The sequence below is a fragment of the Rhodococcus sp. ACS1 genome (genome assembly GCF_002300155.1).
In the GTDB taxonomy this organism is placed as follows: Bacteria; Actinomycetota; Actinomycetes; order Mycobacteriales; family Mycobacteriaceae; genus Rhodococcus_F; species Rhodococcus_F koreensis.
This window is the reverse complement of the sequence record NZ_NSDZ01000011.1, coordinates 542641-558035: the sequence shown is the minus strand read 5'-3', so window position 1 is coordinate 558035 and position 15395 is coordinate 542641. Positions and strand designations below refer to the sequence as shown.

General features: G+C 67.9%; 15 protein-coding genes. 10 read left to right on the top strand and 5 right to left on the bottom strand.

Features of this window, described 5'->3' with window-relative positions; all coding sequences use genetic code 11:
* Window positions 1-150 precede the first annotated feature (150 nt).
* The 3 genes from CJ179_RS44045 (at window position 151) to CJ179_RS44035 (ending at window position 2793) form a co-directional block, all read left to right on the top strand.
* Complete coding sequence (locus tag CJ179_RS44045; RefSeq protein ID WP_095865605.1) at window positions 151-924, top strand: SDR family NAD(P)-dependent oxidoreductase; 774 nt, start codon at window positions 151-153, stop codon at window positions 922-924.
* A gap of 145 nt (window positions 925-1069) precedes the next feature.
* Complete coding sequence (locus CJ179_RS44040; RefSeq protein WP_095865604.1) at window positions 1070-1492, top strand: YciI family protein; 423 nt, start codon at window positions 1070-1072, stop codon at window positions 1490-1492.
* Complete coding sequence (locus CJ179_RS44035; RefSeq protein WP_072943601.1) at window positions 1465-2793, top strand: RNA polymerase sigma factor; 1329 nt, start codon at window positions 1465-1467, stop codon at window positions 2791-2793. The genes CJ179_RS44040 and CJ179_RS44035 overlap by 28 nt, the downstream gene beginning before the upstream one ends.
* Here CJ179_RS44035 and CJ179_RS44030 read toward each other — a convergent pair.
* The 4 genes from CJ179_RS44030 to CJ179_RS44015 all read right to left on the bottom strand — a co-directional run bounded on the left by CJ179_RS44030 (window position 2773) and on the right by CJ179_RS44015 (window position 7480).
* Complete coding sequence (locus tag CJ179_RS44030; RefSeq protein WP_095865603.1) at window positions 2773-3975, bottom strand: serine hydrolase; 1203 nt, start codon at window positions 3973-3975, stop codon at window positions 2773-2775. The genes CJ179_RS44035 and CJ179_RS44030 overlap by 21 nt on opposite strands.
* Window positions 3976-4167: 192 nt before the next feature.
* Window positions 4168-6552: an excinuclease ABC subunit UvrA gene (locus tag CJ179_RS44025; protein ID WP_072943604.1), complete on the bottom strand. Its 2385-nt coding sequence runs from the start codon at window positions 6550-6552 to the stop codon at window positions 4168-4170.
* Window positions 6553-6614: 62 nt separating this feature from the next.
* On the bottom strand, window positions 6615-7025 hold the full coding sequence (locus CJ179_RS44020) for a VOC family protein (RefSeq protein WP_072943842.1): 411 nt from the start codon (window positions 7023-7025) through the stop codon (window positions 6615-6617).
* Window positions 7026-7030: 5 nt separating this feature from the next.
* The gene (locus tag CJ179_RS44015; RefSeq protein ID WP_072943606.1) at window positions 7031-7480 is read right to left on the bottom strand and encodes a helix-turn-helix transcriptional regulator; all 450 of its coding nucleotides are present in this window, start codon (window positions 7478-7480) and stop codon (window positions 7031-7033) included.
* Window positions 7481-7879: 399 nt separating this feature from the next.
* Here CJ179_RS44015 and CJ179_RS44010 point away from each other — a divergent pair, with 399 nt between their 5' ends.
* The 3 genes from CJ179_RS44010 (at window position 7880) to CJ179_RS44000 (ending at window position 9223) form a co-directional block, all read left to right on the top strand.
* Entirely contained in the window at window positions 7880-8581 is a 702-nt protein-coding gene (locus CJ179_RS44010; protein WP_095865602.1) for an RNA polymerase sigma factor, read from the top strand.
* Between the two features lie 3 nt (window positions 8582-8584).
* On the top strand, window positions 8585-8809 hold the full coding sequence (locus CJ179_RS44005; protein WP_072943609.1) for an anti-sigma factor: 225 nt from the start codon (window positions 8585-8587) through the stop codon (window positions 8807-8809).
* 120 nt (window positions 8810-8929) lie between these two features.
* The gene (locus CJ179_RS44000; RefSeq protein WP_072943611.1) at window positions 8930-9223 is read left to right on the top strand and encodes a hypothetical protein; all 294 of its coding nucleotides are present in this window, start codon (window positions 8930-8932) and stop codon (window positions 9221-9223) included.
* Between the two features lie 82 nt (window positions 9224-9305).
* On the opposite strand, the gene CJ179_RS43995 is transcribed toward CJ179_RS44000, so the two are convergent.
* Complete coding sequence (locus CJ179_RS43995; protein WP_072943613.1) at window positions 9306-10322, bottom strand: Lrp/AsnC family transcriptional regulator; 1017 nt, start codon at window positions 10320-10322, stop codon at window positions 9306-9308.
* 85 nt (window positions 10323-10407) lie between these two features.
* Between CJ179_RS43995 and CJ179_RS43990 the strand changes: the two genes are divergently transcribed.
* From CJ179_RS43990 to CJ179_RS43975, 4 genes are all read left to right on the top strand, one after another.
* Window positions 10408-11886: an MFS transporter gene (locus CJ179_RS43990; protein WP_072943615.1), complete on the top strand. Its 1479-nt coding sequence runs from the start codon at window positions 10408-10410 to the stop codon at window positions 11884-11886.
* 34 nt (window positions 11887-11920) lie between these two features.
* Complete coding sequence (locus tag CJ179_RS43985) at window positions 11921-13315, top strand: amidase (protein WP_095865601.1); 1395 nt, start codon at window positions 11921-11923, stop codon at window positions 13313-13315.
* Window positions 13316-13352: 37 nt separating this feature from the next.
* Window positions 13353-14759, top strand: a complete 1407-nt coding sequence (locus CJ179_RS43980; protein ID WP_095865600.1) for a M20 family metallopeptidase — start codon at window positions 13353-13355, stop codon at window positions 14757-14759.
* A 128-nt stretch (window positions 14760-14887) separates the two neighbouring features.
* Window positions 14888-15352: a nitroreductase family deazaflavin-dependent oxidoreductase gene (locus tag CJ179_RS43975; RefSeq protein WP_072943620.1), complete on the top strand. Its 465-nt coding sequence runs from the start codon at window positions 14888-14890 to the stop codon at window positions 15350-15352.
* Window positions 15353-15395: the final 43 nt, after the last annotated feature.

The window sequence follows — 15395 nt, the reverse complement described above, 5'->3', positions numbered from 1 at the left end:
ACGTCCATCTGTCAACCGTTATCCGCCGACGGTTGACTGTTAACAGTTGATCGACTTACTGTGGTGGCAGTCATCTACCGCGTCGTCGACCGGCTTCCTGCACTCCACCGCAGGCCGGGACCCGCGATCCCAGCTACACGAGGAGCGATCATGTCGTCCATCCAGCGCACCGCCGTCATCACCGGCGCCACCTCCGAGCGCGGTATCGGTCTCGCCACCGCCCGCCGCTACGCCGAAGAGGGCTGGGCGATCGTCGTTCTCGACCTCGACGGCGAGAAGTCCGCGAAGGTCGCCGCCGAGATCGGGAACGAGTTCGGCGTCCCCGCGTTCGGTCACGACATCGATGTCGCCGACGAGCAGTCGGTCCAGCGGGCGCACGACGCCGTCGCCGCCGAGGTCGCCGGCGGAAACCTCCCGGCTGTGGGGGCGCTCGCGAACATCGCCGGCATTACGTCGCCGGTGCCGTTCCTCGAGACCACGCTCGAACTGTGGAACAAGGTGATGGCGGTCAACGCCACCGGCACCTACCTGGTCACCCGCGCGTTCCTGCCGGCCATGATCGACAACGGCTGGGGGCGTGTGGTGAACATGTCGTCCGTCTCCGCCCAGCGCGGCGGCGGCGTCTTCGGGAAGGTTCCGTACTCGTCCGCGAAGGCCGCGGTCCTCGGTTTCACCAAGTCCCTCGCGCGGGAACTGGGCGACAGCGGGGTCACCGTCAACGCCGTCACCCCGGGTGCGGTCGACACCAGCATCCGGGTCGGCAGCACCGCCGAGCAGGAGGCCGCGCTCTGCCGCGACATTCCCCTCGGCCGGGTCGCGACCACCACCGAGGTGGCCGCGGTCATCACCTTCCTGTCCTCCCAGGACGCCGCGTACCTCACCGGCACCACCGTCGACATCAACGGCGGCAGCCACCTGCACTGACCGGATACGTGAGTGGCAAAGAGTGCTCCCGCACTCTTTGCCACTCACGTGAAGGTTTTTTGAAGGTGTGTCGATCCATGCCACCCCCCGTTCGACCTGAGGATGAGAAGGTCCAAGAGGGCCCCGACATCCAAGGAGACGAACCATGAAGTACATGCTGATCATGCGCGCCACGGACGAGACCTTCGCGGCATTCCAGGACGCCGACTTCGGCGAGATCATGGACGCGATGGGCAAGTTCAACAACGAGATGATCCGGGCGGGTGTGCTGCTCGCCGCCGAGGGCCTGGACCCCGACCCCGAATCGGGTGTCGTGGTCGACTACTCCTCCGAGACTCCGGTGGTGACCGACGGCCCCTACGGTGAGACGAAGGAGTTGTTCGGCGGCTTCTGGATGCTCAACGTGGCATCGAAGGAGGAGGCCGTGGAGTGGGCGAAGCGTGCCCCGATGGCCGGTCCCGGTTCGAAGGCGGAGATCCGCCGGGTCACCACGATCGACGAGTTCCCGCAGGACAACGAGTGGATTCAGAAGGAGCGGGCGTGGCGCGAAGAGACCGGCCAGCTCTGAGCGGGTCGGCGGGCGGCGGCCACACCGGGCGTGAGGCCGTCGCCGCCGTCTGGCGGATCGAGTCGGCGCGGATCGTCGGTGCGCTCGCCCGGTACACCGGCGATTTCGCGCTGGCCGAGGACCTCGGTCAGGAGGCGCTGGCGGAGGCACTCGTGAGCTGGCCACGCGACGGCATTCCCCACAACCCGGCGGGATGGTTGCTCACCGTCGGCCGCCGCCGCGCGATCGACGCGTTCCGTCGGCGCGCCGCCCTCGACGAGCGGTACGCCGTCCTCGCCCACGAACTGGGCGAGGGCGGCGCCGTCTCGGGTCCCGCGCCCGCCGATGCGGCCCGCGGCACCGGCGACGTGCTGTGGGATCCGGACCAGATCGACGACGACATCCTGGCGTTGATGTTCATCTCCTGCCACCCTGTGTTGTCGCGGGAGGCGAGGGTGGCGCTCACGCTGCGGGTGGTCGGCGGTCTGACTAGCGACGAGATCGCGAAGGTGTTCCTCGTCCCGACCGCGACTGTGCAGGCCCGGATCACCCGGGCGAAGAAGACGCTCGGCGCGGCCCGGGTGCCGTTCGAGGTGCCGCCCGCCGGGGAGCGGGCCGAGCGGCTCGGCTCGGTGCTGAGCGTGATCTACCTGATCTTCACGGAAGGGTCGTCGGCCAGCTCCGGCGGCGACCTGATCCGCGTCGACCTGGCGAGCGAGGCGCAGCGCCTCGCCCGGGTGCTGACCCGGCTCGTACCCGACGAGCCCGAGGTCCACGGCCTGCTCGCGCTGCTCGAGCTGACCGCGGCGCGGTTCCCGGCCCGCACCGGGGCGGACGGTGAGCCGGTGCTGCTCGAGCAGCAGGACCGCCACCGATGGGACCGTTCCGCGATCCGGCGTGGACGAGCCGCCCTCGCCCGCGCCGAACAGGTCGGCCGGGGCCTGGGCGCCTACGGCCTGCAGGCGGTGATCGCCGAATGCCATGCCGTCGCGCCGTCGGTCGACGCGACGAACTGGGAGCGGATCGTCCTCGTCTACGAGGCACTCGGCCGGCTGGCGCCGTCACCGGTGGTCGACCTCAACCGGGCGGTGGCGGTGTCCATGGCCCAGGGACCGGCCGCGGCGCTGCCGATCGTGGACGAACTGGTGGCCGCGCAGGCGCTGTCGAACTCGCACCTGCTGCCCAGTGTTCGCGGCGAACTGCTCACCCGCCTGGGACGCACCGGCGAGGCGCGGACCGAACTCGAGCTCGCTGTGACGCTGTGCGGCAACGAGCGCGAGCGGACCGTGCTCGAACGGAAACTATCCGACCTGGACGGGTGACGCGAGCGGGGCGTGCCGGTAGGCCGCCGTCTCGAAGTCCAGGTAGCCGCCGAACGAGACGGGGTCGGCGAACGGCAGGATCTGTGTGGCCCAGTACCCGGCGATTCCGGTGCGACGATCGATCCAGTAGTACGAGTTTGCGAGCCCCGCCCACCCGAGTGACCCCCGCGGACGGCCGGTGGGTGCGTCCTCCTCGTTCACCATGAACGTGTACGCCCACGACTTACGCTGTCCGGGAAAGAATTCGGCGTCGTTCGTGAGGGACGGAATCACGGCCGGCAGCATCCCGACCTCCTGACCCTCCAGACCGTTGCACACGGCCGCCTGCACGGTGTCGGCCCGCAGTACTCGTCCACCGGGCGCGTCGCCGTCGTTCAGCCACATCCGCAGGAACTTCAGGTAGTCGCCGACCGTCGAGTACAGGCCGTGCCCGCCCATGTGGATTTCCGGGTCCTGCGGGAGCACCAGATCCAGTGGGGTGAGCCGGCCGTCCTCCTCGCGCTGGTGGATCGTCGCGCGCCGGGCCGCCATCGACCCGGTCAGGGTGAACGACGTGTCACGCATGTCGAGCGGTGCGAAGACCCGCTCGGCCATCACCTCACCGAGTCGCTTGCCGCGGATCGCCTCGACCACCTGACCGGCCCAGTCGATGTTCGTCCCGTACTGCCACTTGGTGCCCGGATCGAACAGCAACGGCGTCTTCAGCGACGCCCTGCTCGCCGTGATCACGCTGGGCTGGTCGTGTTCCACCCCCAGCCGGTTGTAGGTCTCGTCGAAGAAGGCGTATCCGAACCCGGCGGTGTGCAGCAACAGCATCCGGGTGGTGATGTCGCGTTTCGGGGCCCGCAGCACCGGGTCGCCGTGGTCGTCGAATCCCTCGATGACCTGGATGTCGCCGAGTTCGGGAACGTACTCGCGGGCGGGCGCGTCGAGGTCGAGCAGCCCTTCTTCGGCGCACTGCAGCACCGTGGTCCCGGTGATCGCCTTGGTGGTGGAGAAGATCGCGAAGACGGTGTCGGTGGTCATCGGTTCGCCATCCGCGACCGACCGCACGCCGGCCGCACCCTCGAACACCGTCCGGTCGCGGTCGGTCACCATCGCGACCACTCCGGGTACCCGTGGCGCATCGTCCGCGGTGACGTCGTCGAGAACCTTGCCGAGCGCGGCATTGAGATCGGACATTCCACTCTCCTGTCGTGTCTGTGGTCACTGGCGGAAAGTGACGCTAGGACCGACGGGAGGGTAATGACGTCTCTGTTCGGCAGGGCACGTCTCGGTTCGGCACTATCCGGTGGCGGGCGTCACAGTCGCGGCGCGACCGGCACACGGAAAGGCCCCCGGCTGCCGTGGGCAACCGGGGGGCCGACGCCGTGGTCAGGAGCCGACGTACGCCGCGAGGTGCTCGCCGGTGAGGGTGGAGCCTGCGGCCACCAGATCTTCCGGCCTGCCCTCGAAGACGATCCGGCCGCCGTCGTGGCCTGCGCCGGGGCCGAGGTCGATGATCCAGTCGGCGTGCGCCATGACCGCCTGGTGGTGCTCGATGACGATGACCGACTTGCCGGAGTCGACGAGCCGGTCGAGCAAACCGAGCAACTGTTCGACGTCGGCGAGGTGGAGGCCGGTGGTCGGCTCGTCGAGGACGTAGATCTCGCCCTTGTCGGCCATGGCGGTGGCCAGCTTGAGCCGCTGCCGTTCGCCGCCGGACAGCGTGGTGAGCGGCTGCCCGACGCTGAGGTAGCCGAGTCCGACGTCGGCGAGCCGCTGCAGAATCTTGTGCGCCGCCGGGATCCGTGCCTCGCCGGCGCCGAAGAACTCCTCGGCCTCGGCCACCGGCATCGCGAGCACTTCGGCGATGTTCCGGCCGCCGAGTTTGTACTCCAGCACCTCCGCCTGGAACCGCTTCCCCTCGCACTCCTCGCAGGGGGATTCGACGGTGGCCATCACGCCGAGGTCGGTGTAGATGACGCCGGCGCCGTTACAGGTGGGGCAGGCGCCCTCGGAGTTGGAGCTGAAGAGCGCCGGCTTCACACCGTTGGCCTTCGCGAACGCCTTGCGGATCGGTTCGAGCAGTCCGGTGTAGGTGGCGGGGTTGCTGCGCCGGGAACCCTTGATCGCGCCCTGGTCGATCGACACCACGCCGTCCCGGTCGGACACCGAACCGTGGATCAGCGAACTCTTGCCCGAGCCCGCCACCCCGGTCACGACCACCAGCATGCCGAGTGGGATGTCGACGTCGACGCCGCACAGGTTGTGGGTGTCTGCGCCGCGCACCTCCAGCGCCCCCGACGATTCGCGGACGGACGACTTCAGCGTGGCGCGGTCGTCCAGGTGCCGTCCGGTGAGCGTGTCACTGGCCCGCAGACCCTCGACGGTGCCCTCGAACACCACCTCGCCGCCCTCGGTGCCTGCGCGCGGGCCGAGATCGACGACGTGGTCGGCGATCGCGATCGCCTCCGGCTTGTGCTCGACGACGAGCACCGTGTTGCCCTTGTCGCGGAGTTGCAGCAGCAGGCCGTTCATCCGCTGGATGTCGTGCGGGTGCAGGCCGATGGTCGGCTCGTCGAAGACGTACGTGACATCGGTGAGCGAAGAGCCGAGGTGGCGGATCATCTTCGTGCGCTGCGCCTCTCCGCCGGACAGCGTGCCGGACGGCCGGTCGAGCGAGAGGTAGCCCAGGCCGATTTCCGTGAACGAGTCGAGGAGGTGCTGCAGCCCGGTGAGCAGGGGCGCCACCGACGGTTCCTTCAGGCTCCGCACCCAGTCGGCGAGGTCGCTGATCTGCATCGAGCAGACGTCGGCGATGTTCTTCCCCTTGATCTTCGACGATCGCGCACCCTCGCTGAGCCGGGTGCCGTCGCAATCGGGGCAGGTGGCGAACGTGATCGCCCGCTCCACGAACGCGCGGATGTGCGGCTGCATCGCGTCGACGTCCTTGGCCAGGAACGACTTCTGGATTTTCGGGATCAGGCCCTCGAACGTGATGTTGACGCCCTCGACCTTGATCTTGGTCGGCTCCTTGTAGAGCAGGTCCTGCAACTGCTTCTTGGTGAACTTCGAGATCGGCTTGTCCGGGTCGAAGAAGCCGCAGCCGCGGTAGATGCGGCCGTACCAGCCCTCCATGCTGTAGCCGGGAATTGTCAGCGCGCCCTCGTTCAGCGACTTGCTGTCGTCGTACAGCGCAGTCAGGTCGAAATCGGTGACCGATCCCCGGCCCTCACACCGCGGACACATGCCGCCGGTGATGCTGAAACTGCGCCGCTCCTTCGTCTGCTGGCCCCCGCGCTCGATGGTGACCGCGCCCGCGCCGGAGATCGACGCGACGTTGAAGGAGAACGCCTGGGGCGAACCGATGTGCGGCTTCCCGAGGCGGCTGAACAGGATCCGCAGCATCGCGTTGGCGTCGGTGGCGGTGCCGACGGTCGAGCGGGGGTTCGAGCCCATCCGCTCCTGGTCGACGATGATCGCCGTCGTCAGACCGTCGAGCACGTCGACGTCGGGTCGCGCCAACGTCGGCATGAACCCCTGTACGAACGCGCTGTACGTTTCGTTGATCATCCGCTGCGACTCCGCGGCGATCGTGGCGAACACCAGCGAACTCTTGCCCGAGCCGGACACCCCGGTGAACACCGTCAGCCGGCGCTTCGGCAACTCGACGCTGATGTCCTTGAGGTTGTTCTCGCGCGCACCGTGCACGCGGATCAGGTCGTGACTGTCGGCAAGATGCAGCTCAGGCGACTCCGATTCCGTGGCCATGCTCATCGTGTCTCCATCTGTTCGGGCGGAGCCGCGTTCACGGTCTCCGTCGGTCGACTTGCTCGAACTCAGCGCAACTCTTGGATGCGGACCATGTTGCCCGCGGGGTCGCGGAATGCGCAGTCGCGGATCCCGTACGGCTGGTCGGTCGGCTCCTGCACCACTTCGACGTCGCCGGCCTGCAGCTTCTCGAAGGTGCTGTCGAGGTCCTTGGTCGCCAGGTTGATGGCGGCGTAGGTGCCCTTCGCCATCATCTCGACGATGGTCCGGCGTTCCTCGTCGGTGACCCCGGGGTCGGCGGCAGGCGGGTGCAGGACGATGGAGGTGCCGGGCTGGCCGACGGGGCCAACGGTGATCCACCGCAGTCCGTTGTATCCGACGTCGTTGCGGACCTCGAAACCGAGGATGTCGCGATAGAAGCCCAGCGCGGCGTCCGGATCGTCCTGTGGGAGGTAGGTCTGGTGAATGGTGATGTCCATGACCATCACGATAAATGCGGCTCGGCGACCGGCGCTTCTCTATTCCTGATCGGTCTGGTGACCTGTTTCGCGACGCACGACGGTATGCCCGCCGTCGCCTGCTCCGCGTCGCGCTTGTAGGTGCTGGGCGGCACGCCGACCAACTCGGTGAAGCGCGTGCTGAACGTGCCCAGCGACGCGCAGCCGACCGCGAAACAGACCTCGGTGACGCTGAGGTCGCCGCGGCGCAGCAGCGCCATCGCACGCTCGATGCGCCGCGTCATCAAATACGAGTACGGCGACTCTCCGTAGGCGAGCCGGAACTGGCGGCTGAGGTGCCCGGACGACATGTTCACGCCGCGGGCGAGCGCGTCCACGTCCAGCGGTTGTGCATACTCCCGGTCGATCCGGTCGCGGACGCGGCGCAGGCGCGCGAGGTCGCGCAGGTAGTGCGCCGGGGCAGGGCTGCTGGACACCTACGAAATCGTGCCACGTCGAGCGACAGTTGCCTACCCTCGCGGGTCAACTCGGCAGTGGTCGACGAGCGAGACGTGTTCGTGCGCCGCCGGGAGCCGGTCCCGCTCGGCGCCGCCGACGTGACGGGCCTCCGTTGAACCGAGTTCCTCCCAGTAGCTTTCCGAACGCGCCTGCGGAGTTCGCCGAACGTTCATGCGCCGCCCTTTCGGGATTGCCGGGTCGGGTGGTCCGTGGGGACCCGGGCCGCAGCGACCGTTGCCGATCGCCGCGGACCGCCACCACCCCTCCGAATCGAGTCTTCCCCGCACCGTGCGGTCAAGACAGGGCCGTTCGGCCCTACCCACCACACGATCGGGCGCGGACCGATCGACGGCTGTGGCCGAGGTCAGTAAGGTTGTATGTCATCCGGCCGTCTCACGCGGCCACGCTTCCGGAGCACCTCGATCACCGAGGAGGAGCGGATGACGGAGATCGACACCTCGTACGAGCAGCGCCTCGTCGATTCGTTGCGGGCGCGCGACGAGTCAGCTTTCGCCGAACTGGTCGACCGGCACACGCCGATGATGCTGCATGTGGCGCGGGGTTATGTGGCCAGCGCCGAGGTCGCGGAGGACGTCGTCCAGGAAACCTGGATCGCCGTGCTGCAGGGCATCGACCGATTCGAGGGCCGCTCGACGCTCCGAACCTGGCTGTTCCGGATCCTCGTCAACATCGCCAAGAAGCGGGGTGTCCGGGACCGGCACGATTCCGACGCCGAACTGGCCGCCTTCACGGGCAGCCCCACCGTGGACCCTGGCCGGTTCCTGCCGAGGACGGCACCGGAGGATCCACACCACTGGGCGACTCCCCCGACCAGCTGGCCGGAGTCTCCCGAGGGTTCGGTCCTCGGTGCGGAGGTCCTCGACGTCGCGAGCCGCGAACTCGAGCACCTTCCCGACCGCCAGCGCATCGTGGTCGTCTTGCGAGACGTCCTCGGCTACGACGCCGCGGAAGTGTCCGCGATGCTGTCGATCACCGCGGCGAATCAGCGGGTGCTGCTGCACCGGGGTCGCGCACACGTGCGTCAGGCCCTCGAGGACTATCTCGGAACGGGAGCGTGAGAAATGGACTGCCAGGACCTCGTCGAACTGGTCACGGCGTACCTCGAGGACGACATGGATCCCGACGCCCGGGCCCGATTCGAGACCCATCTCGGCGAGTGCTCGGGTTGCGCCACTTATCTGGAGCAGATCGAGCAGACGGTGCACACCCTCGGCACGCTGCCCCCGGAGGAGCTCGATCCGGCGCTGCGCGACCGTCTGCTCGACGCGTTCCGGGAGTGGCGCTAGCGGCGGGAGAGTTCCCGCAAAAAATAATGTCCGGCGGGGCGTAACGTTTCGCGCCCTCGCGGACACCGTTCTAGTAGCTGTGAACGCTGGGTTTGCGGCACTCGGACAGGAATTCAGACCATGAACGCCACACATTCGCACCAGGACGCCCGACGCACCCACCGCGGCTCGCTGCGGAAGCGGATCGTCACCGTGGTGGTGGCCGCGGCTGCTCTCGGCGTCCTTCCCATCGGCGCCGCGGCTGCTGTTACCCCGGTCGCCGACCACACGGTCGTAGCAGTGGCCGCCCCCGACACCGGCCGCGACATCCCCGGCGGCAACGACGACCGGACCCGCGACCGTCAGCGTGAACAGCGGCAGGAGCGCAGGGCCGAGGACATGCCCGCGATCATCTGGACCATCCCGCTCACCTGACGTTCAGCCCTTGCCGGACAACTAGTTTCGCAGCAGTCGCGGGTGCGACTGCTGCGTTCGGCGTGCAAGGTCGGGTGAATTTCTAGGCCGGGTCGTCGTGCAGTGTGGACAGCCCGGTGACGAATCCCCGGGCATCCAGCAGGCGCCCCGAGTGCACCGCGGGGCGGATGACGACGGCGCGGTCGGCGATGCGGGCGCCGGCGAGGACCTTCTCGAGTAGGGCTTCGAAACGGTTGACGTCGGCCAGGTCTCGCACCCACAGGGTCATGAGGAGGTTGTACCGGCTCGCGGTGGTCACCGCGAGCCGGACTTCCGCGAGCCGGGACAGCGTCGACCGGAGCCGGTCGATGGACGACGCAGGCACCTGCACGAAGTACCAGGCGTTGATCGGCCACCCGGTGTAGCTGCGCGCGACGTCCGTCCGGAGGACGAGGTCACCCGAGTGGCGCATCGTGGCGATGGCGTCGGCAACTCGCTGGGTGCTGACGCCGGCCTTCGCGGCGATGTCACCGGCCGGGGTCCGGCCGTCGCGGTACAATGCGCGGATGACGACCTCCTGAAGGTCGGCGGGAACCTGCCGGGCGGCACGCGGCCGCGGTGCTTTGGCCGCGGGGACCCGCTGCGCTTCTTCGTCGGAGAGTGCGTTCAACCTCCAGACACTGCCCTCCACGAGGATCTCGGTGACGAGGTGCGTACGGGCGTGGGTGATCAGACGCTGATCCCCCAGCCGGTCGATGACGAACGCCGACAAGGACTCCAGGTCCGGTCCCGCGACCACGGCGACGAGATCGCGCCCACCGGACGTGTGATCGATGGTGCGCACGATTTCTTCGTCGGCGAGCAGAAATGCGGTCTCGGCGGCCTTTCCCTGCGCGCATTCGATCTCGACGACGGCCACGGCGGGAAAGTGACGACGCTGCCCGCTGATCCACGCGAGCCCCTCTTCGGTGATCCTGGCCCAGCGCCGGGCGAGCGCGACCGGATCGGTCGCGAGGGCCCTACCCAGTTCGGTCCACGACGCCCGCGGCTCGAGTTGCAGTGCATGAATCAGCCGTAGATCGGCGTCTCTCCGCAGAGAATCCTGATTCGGTGAAGTCACTTTGCATCAATTCCTGACATTTTACCTATCGGATTTCAATCCAGCTGAGGATACGGCCACCACACGGTTTCTGCTGGAGGAACATATGAGCACTGCGCCACACACCGGCACGAGGCGGACCACCGGAACGTCCGCGGCCGTCGGCTTTCTGATCGTCATGGAGTTCGGCAGCGGTCTGCTGCAGGGGTGGTATCCCCCGCTCCTCACGAGCATCGGACAAGAACACGGGACCTCGGCGGCAGCGCTGAACTGGGTGAATGCGATCTTCCTGCTCGCATCGGTGGCCTGCGTTCCGATCATCGCCAAGCTCGGTGACATGTACGGCCACCGCAGGATGCTCGTGGCGTCCGCAGCGGCGGTGGCCGTAGGATCCTTCGTCGTCGCGTTCGCTCCGTCGTTCGCCGTGCTTCTCGCGGGCCGCGCCCTGCAGGCCCCGCTGATCGCTTTCCTGCCTTTGGAATTCGCCATCGTCCGGCACCGCGCTCCCGACCGGGCGGGGCGCAACATCGGCCACCTGATCGGGGCACTCACCGGCGGTGTGATCGTCGGTGGTTTCGTCGCCGGGTGGTTCATGACCCGAATCGACAACCTGACGGTGGTGCTGCTGGTTCCCGGAATCATGCTGGCGCTCTGCGTTCCCGTCGCCCATTTCCTGGTGCGGGAGACGACCGTTCGCAGTGCGGGGCGGATCGACTGGGCCGGGGCGGCACTGCTGTCCGCCGGTCTGCTCATGGTCCTGGGAGGGGTGTCCAACGGCAACGCCATCGGGTGGGGAAGCCCACTGATCGTCGTCCTCGTCGCCGGGGGTGCGGCCACCCTGGTCGCGTTCGCGGTCGTCGAGAATCGAACGGTCAATCCCCTCATCGACTTTCGTGTCCTGACGAAGGGCCGGCTGGTTCTCCCGATGCTCATCGCCGCACTGCTTGGAGCCCAGTCGTTCGGTTCCCAGGCGCCCATCTCGCTGTTCTCGAGGGCCGACCCGAATGCGTACGGATACGGCCTGGGCGTGTCGGCCACGATCGCGGGTCTCCTCCTGTCGATCACCGCCACCGGCGCCTTCATCGCCTCGACGATCAGCGACCGGATCGCTCGCGCACTGACACCCCGTTATGCGGTCGCATTCGGCGCCCTCGTCAGCGGAGCCGCGTATGCGGCGATGATCGTCTCCCACGACGGCGTGCTCACCTTCTCGATCTGGTTGTTCCTGCTGGGATTCGGCATCGGAACGCTCGCCGGCGTCGTACCTGCGATCATCGTCAGCCGCGCTCCCGAAGACTCGGTCGGAATCGCCTCCGGTGTCTACAACAGCTCCCGAACGGGTGCGGGATCGATTGCAGGCGCGATGTTCGCCCTGCTGATGTCATCACTGGTCACGTCGGTGACCGTCGGTGAGAAGACGAGTTCGATCTCGTCGTTCACCTCGTACGCCACCGTCTGGGCGATCTGCGCCGCCCTCTGCATCGGCATCGCCGTCCTGTCCCCGTTCCTCGATTCGCGCCGCCCGCGGACCGCCTCCGAGACCCCCGCACCGCCTGCCGGCGAGAACGAGCCGGCACCCGCCTGATCACGTCACGTCATTCGAACGAGAGGAAATACCCATGCCCGACCAGACAATCGCCGGACGCAGCGTCGCCGAACTGAACGACGCATTCGCCGGCGGATCGTTGACACCGCTCGACGCACTGGAGTCGACCATCGCGCGCATCGCCGCCAAGGACGACACGCACCGTGCGGTCTATGTGATCGACGCGGACGAGGCCCGCGAATCCGCCAGGCGCAGCGGCGAGCGGTGGCGCAGCGGCGCCGCACTGGGCCCGCTGGACGGAATCCCGGTGACGATCAAGGAGAACACCGCGAAAGTCGGTCTGCCGCAGTCGTACGGAACCGCCGCGCGGGAACCGGTGATCGCGACGGAGAACTCGCCCGTCGTCGACCGCCTGCAGGAGGCGGGCGCGGTGGTGGTCGCCAGCACCAGCATGCCCGATTTCAGCGGGCTCGGATCCGGGGTGTCGTCCCGGCACGGCATCGCGCGCAACGCCTGGAATCCTGCCTGGAACACGGGCGGCTCGTCCTCCGGTGCGGCCGTCGCCGCCGCACTCGGCTACGCGCCGGTCAACATCGGCACCGACATCGGCGGGTCGATCCGCATACCCGCGGCGATGAACGCCGCGTTCGGTTTCAAACCGTCCTACGGGCGCGTCCCGATCAACGACACCTATCTCGGTCGCTGCGCGGGCCCGATCACCCGCTCCGTTCGCGACGCCGCCCACACGATGGCGCTCATCGCCCGCCCCGATTCCCGCGACCACAGCTCGCTCCCCGACGAATCGATCGACTGGACCGACCTGGACGTCGACATCCGCGGGCTCCGCCTCGGAGTCAATTTCGGCCCGGTGGAGGGCAAGACCGCCGACCCCGAGATCGTCGCCGCGATACGCCGGGCCGTCGCCGTGTTCGAGGCAGCGGGCGCACAGGTGGAGACCGTCGAGCCGTATCTGTCCCGGGACTACCTGAGCACCGGTTTCATCCCGTTCTTCACCGCGCATCTGTGGGCGCAGATGAACGACAAGAACATCGTCGACGATCTGAGCCGGGCCGATCAGGAGATGGTCGCTGCGGTCTCGCGCATCGACTCGCTGTCCTCCCTCGAGCTCATCCAGGCGTACGACTCGATCGGGCCGTTCGTACAGGAGACCGTGAACATGCTCGGACGCTACGACGCCGTCCTGTCGCCCACCTCCGGCATCCTCGCCGGACCCGCGGAGAGCCGGATGATGACCGAGTTCGCGGGCCCGGCGAACTTCACGTCCGCGTTCAACGCCGCGGGCACCCCCGCCGCGTCGATCAACTGCGGCTTCTCGAAGGACGGACGGCCGATAGGCCTGCAGATCGCCGCCGATCGACGGCAGGACCTGACCGTTCTTCAGGTCGCCGCATGGTACGAGGCACACCGCGACCCCGAGGCGACACCGCAGTGGAATTCCCTCGACTGATCACCCATCGACATCTCCTTCGACCGATAGGACGGACATGAGCACCACCCACGACCTCGCCCGACTGATCGACGAGCTCGCACCCCGCTACACCGCACTCAGCGATGCCATCTGGGACGACCCCGAATTACGTTGGGAAGAAACAGCATCAGCAGAACGGCACATCGAGCTGGCACGCGCGGAAGGATTCCGCATCACCCCGGCGATCGGCGGTGTGCCGACCGCGTTCAGCGCGGAAGCCGGTTCCGGTGAACCCGTCATCGCCGTCCTCGGCGAATACGACGCACTCGCCGGCCTCAGCCAGGAGTCCGGCAACCCGGAACGCACCCCGGACCCGGCCAACACCTCAGGCAACGGCCAGGGCTGCGGTCACCACCTCCTCGGCGCCGGTTCCCTCCTCGCCGCCACCGCCGTCAAGCGCTACCTGGAGAAGAACGGACTGCCCGGGACCGTCCGCTACTACGGATGCCCGGCCGAGGAAGCCGCGGCCGGGAAGACCTTCATGGTCGCGGCAGGCGCATTCGACGACGTCGATGCGTCGATCTGCTGGCACCCGGGCGACAGCACCCTCGTGCAGCGCGACCACAGTCTCGCGTACATGCAGTCGTACGTGCGTTTCACGGGCCTCGCCTCCCATGCCGGGGCGTCACCGGAACTCGGTCGCAGCGCGTTGGACGCACTCGAACTGATGAACGTGGGCGTCAATTTCCTGCGCGAGCACATGCTCTCCGACTGCCGCATCCACTACGCGATCCTCGATGGCGGCGGCCGCTCGGCGAATGTCGTCCAACCGTACGCCGAGGCGTACTACGTCGTCCGGGCACCGAATGTCCGGGAGATGCGTGCGTTGTTCGAGCGGGTTCGCAAGATCGCCGAGGGCGCCGCCCTGATGACCGAAACCACGGTGGCGATCGAGGTCGACGGGGGCTCCTCGAACCTTCTCGGCAACACGGTGCTGGAAACGTCGATGCAGGACACGCTCCTCGAACTCGGACCGGTGCCATTCGACGAGCAGGACCTCGCCACGGCGCGGCAGTTTCTCACCGACAAGCCGCTCGACATGTTCGGTACCCGAATCGAAGAGGGTGACAGCCCACTGCACGACGGCGTGATCACATTCGACGCTGGCGCGCCCCGGCGAGTGCTCACGGGGTCGACGGACGTCGGCGACGTCAGCTGGGTCACTCCCACCGTGCAGTGCACCACCGCCTGCGTCAGCCGCGGCACGCCCGCGCACTCGTGGGAACTGGTCGCGCAGGGGAAGCTCCCCGCCGCACACAAGGGCATGGTCCACGCCGCCAAGGTCATGGCCGGATCGGCGATGAATCTCCTCACCGACGCGACCCTGCTGAAGCTCGCGAAGGAGGAGTTCCTCGAACGGACCACGAAGCAGCCCTACGATTCGCCGCTCGTCGACGGCGTGATCGCACCGCCGCTGCGGTAGGTGTGACGAGGCGGGCACTCATCCGAGTGCCCGCCTCGGATCGATCAGGAATCGAGAAGCGCCGCTCACCGGACCGCCCGTAGCGTCATTATTCGGAACACGACGGCTGGACCGATGGGAGAGAGCACATGACCACGAACAACCGAGCAGACAAGCGCAAGCCGGGTACGCCGGGTGCATTTTCGCGGTGGATGCAGCGGAAGATGAACGCCCGCATGAACCGCAAGATCCGACGCGGCCACGGCCAGTTCATGGGCATGGACGTGCTGATCCTCAACACGGTGGGCCGCCGGAGCGGTCAACCGCGGCAGTCACCCCTGGCGTGGTTCCCGGACGGTGACGACGCCCGGCTGGTCGTCGCGTCGGGCGGGGGGAGCCAGAATCCCGACTGGCACGCCAACCTGATGGCGCACCCCGGGAAGGTGTCGATCGAACTGCCCGGCAGCGACGCCGCCTCCGTCGTCCCGCAGCAACTCGAGGGCGCCGACCGTGAGCAGGCCTGGCAGCGCATCGCCGCCGCCCAGCCCCGCATCGCGAAGTATCAGAGCAAATCCGATCGTCAGTACCCGGTCATCCGGCTCACCTCACGATGACGGCGGCTCGGCAATGCCGCGGTCACCTTCACCCTGCTCGGCG

Coding starts and splice junctions, on each gene's coding strand:
- CJ179_RS44045 (WP_095865605.1), top strand. CDS start 151: ATGTCGTCCATCCAGCGCACCGCCGTCATCACCGGCGCCACCTCCGAG.
- CJ179_RS44040 (WP_095865604.1), top strand. CDS start 1,070: ATGAAGTACATGCTGATCATGCGCGCCACGGACGAGACCTTCGCGGCA.
- CJ179_RS44030 (WP_095865603.1), bottom strand. CDS start 3,975: ATGTCCGATCTCAATGCCGCGCTCGGCAAGGTTCTCGACGACGTCACC.
- CJ179_RS44025 (WP_072943604.1), bottom strand. CDS start 6,552: ATGAGCATGGCCACGGAATCGGAGTCGCCTGAGCTGCATCTTGCCGAC.
- CJ179_RS44020 (WP_072943842.1), bottom strand. CDS start 7,025: ATGGACATCACCATTCACCAGACCTACCTCCCACAGGACGATCCGGAC.
- CJ179_RS44010 (WP_095865602.1), top strand. CDS start 7,880: ATGTCATCCGGCCGTCTCACGCGGCCACGCTTCCGGAGCACCTCGATC.
- CJ179_RS44005 (WP_072943609.1), top strand. CDS start 8,585: ATGGACTGCCAGGACCTCGTCGAACTGGTCACGGCGTACCTCGAGGAC.
- CJ179_RS44000 (WP_072943611.1), top strand. CDS start 8,930: ATGAACGCCACACATTCGCACCAGGACGCCCGACGCACCCACCGCGGC.
- CJ179_RS43990 (WP_072943615.1), top strand. CDS start 10,408: ATGAGCACTGCGCCACACACCGGCACGAGGCGGACCACCGGAACGTCC.
- CJ179_RS43985 (WP_095865601.1), top strand. CDS start 11,921: ATGCCCGACCAGACAATCGCCGGACGCAGCGTCGCCGAACTGAACGAC.
- CJ179_RS43980 (WP_095865600.1), top strand. CDS start 13,353: ATGAGCACCACCCACGACCTCGCCCGACTGATCGACGAGCTCGCACCC.
- CJ179_RS43975 (WP_072943620.1), top strand. CDS start 14,888: ATGACCACGAACAACCGAGCAGACAAGCGCAAGCCGGGTACGCCGGGT.